The 3055-nt window shown below is 65.3% G+C and carries 4 protein-coding genes; 2 read left to right on the top strand and 2 right to left on the bottom strand.

All coding sequences use genetic code 11. The features are described 5' to 3' along the window. Both EN993_RS33840 and EN993_RS33835 read right to left on the bottom strand, forming a co-directional pair. A partial coding sequence (locus EN993_RS33840) for an FAD-binding oxidoreductase (RefSeq protein ID WP_164757991.1) occupies positions 1-529 on the bottom strand: 529 nt, incomplete at its 3' end. Beyond that, on the bottom strand, positions 526-1509 hold the full coding sequence (locus EN993_RS33835) for an L-threonylcarbamoyladenylate synthase (protein ID WP_127266054.1): 984 nt from the start codon (positions 1507-1509) through the stop codon (positions 526-528). The genes EN993_RS33835 and EN993_RS33840, both read right to left, overlap by 4 nt. A gap of 194 nt (positions 1510-1703) precedes the next feature. Here EN993_RS33835 and EN993_RS37490 point away from each other — a divergent pair, with 194 nt between their 5' ends. Both EN993_RS37490 and EN993_RS33825 read left to right on the top strand, forming a co-directional pair. Continuing rightward, the gene (locus EN993_RS37490; protein ID WP_127266053.1) at positions 1704-2225 is read left to right on the top strand and encodes a hypothetical protein; all 522 of its coding nucleotides are present in this window, start codon (positions 1704-1706) and stop codon (positions 2223-2225) included. 178 nt (positions 2226-2403) lie between these two features. Further along, entirely contained in the window at positions 2404-2793 is a 390-nt protein-coding gene (locus tag EN993_RS33825; RefSeq protein WP_109662176.1) for a hypothetical protein, read from the top strand. The last annotated feature ends 262 nt before the right edge of the window (positions 2794-3055 follow it).

Raw genomic sequence — 3055 nt, 5'->3', positions numbered from 1 at the left:
CCTCGACACCGAGGCAGAGTTCGCGCGCATTGCCGTAGGCAAGCACGCCGGTGCCGCCGGCATTGGACGACAGGTTGCCGCCGATCTGGCAGGAGCCTTGCGCGGCCAGCGACAGCGGAAACAGCCGGTCGGCGGCGTCCGCCGCCTCCTGCAGCGTCTGCAGGATGACACCGGCCTCGGCCGTCACCGTGTTGGACAGGACATCGATCTCGCGAATGCGGTTGAGCCGCGACAGCGACAGGATGATCTCGCGCCCGGAGGTGTCTGGCACTTGGGCGCCGACCAGCCCGGTGTTACCGCTTTGCGGCACGATCGGCGTTCCCGTCTCGGTCGCCAGCCGCATGATCCGGCTGACCTCGTCGACGCTGCCCGGCCGCAGCACCAGCGATGTCGCGCCATGCCAGAGCCCACGCCGCTCAATGAGGTAAGGCGCGATGTCCTGCTCGTCGCGCAGTGCATATTTGTCGCCGACGATCGCCGCGAAGCGATCGATGAGAGCAGGGTCGAGTTTGTCTGAAATTTCGGTCATGGGGGAAAACTATGTTGCGGGCTGATGTCACGAGGGGCGGCGGCACGCGAGAGGCGATCGTTGATCGCCTCTCCGAGACCATCAAAAGGAACCGGCTCGACGGCGATGGTCGGCGCACCGCTGCGGTCGAGTTCCTGCATGTAGGCGAACAGATTGCTCGCCGCTTCGCGCAGGTCCCCGGTCTCGGATAAATTGAGAAAAGCAGCGGCGCGGCGCCAGCCTTCCGCCCGCTGGCCGCCGAAGCCGAGCAGGGCCTCGCCCTCGCCGATCGTCCCGGCGTTGAGCCGCATCGCGGCGCCCGGCGCATAGTGCGAGGCAAGCATGCCGGGCGCCTCGACGCCGGCTGCACCGCCGCGCAACAATTCCATGCCGATGGCCGCCTCGATCTCCTCGGCGGCAATGCCGCCGGGCCTCAGCAGCCGCATTCTGTCCCCCTCGGCCTTGACGATGGTCGACTCCAGCCCGACGGGGGTCGCGCCGCCATCGACCACCAGCTTGATCCGCGCACCGAGATCGGCCGCCACCGCTTGCGCGGTCGTTGCACTGATCTTGCCGGATGAATTGGCGCTGGGTGCTGCAAGCGGGCGGCCGAGCCTGGCGATCAGGTCACCGCCAAAGCCCCTCGGCATGCGCAAGGCAATCGTATCGAGCCCGGCCGTGACCAGCGGATGGATGCTGTTGCCGGGCCGTTGCGGCAGCACCAGCGTCAGCGGACCGGGCCAGAATGCCAGCGCCAGTTTCTTCGACAGCGGATCGAACAGCGCGAGGCGCTCGGCCATCGCCATGTCGGCGACATGGGCGATCAGCGGGTTGAAGCGCGGCCGCCCCTTGGCTTCAAAGATGCGCGCCACACCGATGCCGTTGGTGGCGTCGCCGGCAAGCCCGTAGACGGTTTCCGTCGGGATGGCGACGACATCGCCACCCCTGAGCAGCGCCAGCGCCCGCTCCAGCGCCTCGCCGACGGCAAGTATTTCAGCCACTCTCGTCACCTCACAGATGCCGGGGTGCGTAGTACGATGGCGGCCGTTGGGCAAGCCGGCTGTTGGGCAAGGCGACTGTGGCAACACAGGGCATTGGTGATTTATCAATTCCTAAAATGCTACGTTTCGACGAAAGCCCACGTCAATCACGGCCTGCTATTGAGCAGCTTCTGGGCAAAAGGGGAGCTATATCAGTGTCCGTGCGCATACTGATGGGGATCGTTCTGGCTGCGGCGAGCGGTGGGGCCCAGGCATCGTCGCTGGTTTTTCCCAGTGCGCCGTCCTCGACACCGTCGATTGTCAGGGTCGGTATCCCCGACCAGCCTAAAACCGCCGAAGCAGCGAAAACCAAGCATGCGCCGTCGGTGCTGGCACTTGGCGCAGCAGAGCCCGACGTCACCTATGAAAAGGTGGCGGCCATACCGAACAAGCCAGAGGCCAGGCATGGCTTCCAGCCAGGCCCGATGGTCATTCGTGGCGGCGTTACCGGTCCCGACTTCCCAGCACCGGCGCCAACCGCCGCGCCAGCGACAGGTGCCGCGCCGACCACAGGCACCGCGCCGGCGGCAGGCGCTGCTCCGGCGGCAGGCACTGCGCCGGCAACGGCCACCGCCTCCGCAGCCCCCTCGGGAAACGCCGAGAACCAACCCGCCCCGCCGAGCGCCCCGGCGCCGGCAGCAGGTCAGCGCATGCCTCCCAACGGCTACACCAAGTAGCCCCGGCTCAAAGACAGCCTGACATTGATGGCGTGACTTGACGGCGGTCTGGCGCTCGGCGCACCATTGCCAGGCAAACGCCGTTTCAGTTTATGTCAGCCGCGGGACGCCATCGCCTGAGTTCGGCAAGCGGCCCTGGCAGACCGGATATTATCGCTAGGGGTAAAGGGGGGTAATCATGAGAAAATCTGGAATCGTAACCGCGGCAGGCCTTCTGCTGGCGTCACTGCTTGGCGTCGTCGCGGCTCATGCCGACGATATGCTGGGATCCTATGTCGCGCGCATTTCCGATCGCGATCATCAGGCGAGTGACGGCTATGCGCTGGACAACGCCGCGCAAATGGTGAGGCAGGACCGCGCCAACTGGCACAAATTCCACCGCCGCGACAGCGACGATGAGGGCGATGGCTGGTTCAGGACCAACGACCAGCGCGCCGATCTGCAACGCATGCTGGAGCGCGGCGGCGCGATGAGTTCCTCGACCAAGCGCGCCATCGTCAATGGCGAACCGCTGATCCAGGTCGACGTCTACGAAAACAGCGTGCGCGTCAGCATTCTTGAGAACTGACCGGGTTAGCATCCGGGACGACTGACAGAAAAGGGCGGCGCGTCAGCGCCGCCCTGCCATCGATAGAACCGGCAGCTGAAAAAATCAGGCTGCTTCTTCCTTGTCGTCGTCCTCTTCGGACTCGCCGTCTTCAGCTTCTTCTTCGGACTTTTCGTCGTCGCCTTCAGCCTTCACGCTGTCCTCGGCGTCGTCTTCGTCCTCATCTTCGCCTTCTTCATCGTCGCCGTCTTCGTCGTCATCCGACAGGTCAGCGGCTTCGACC

Origin of the sequence: Mesorhizobium sp. M7D.F.Ca.US.004.01.2.1 (genome assembly GCF_003997785.1) — a bacterium.
GTDB classification, from domain to species: domain Bacteria; phylum Pseudomonadota; class Alphaproteobacteria; order Rhizobiales; family Rhizobiaceae; genus Mesorhizobium; species Mesorhizobium loti.
Note: the sequence above shows the minus strand (reverse complement) of the source record. Positions and strands in the feature narration are given on the sequence as shown.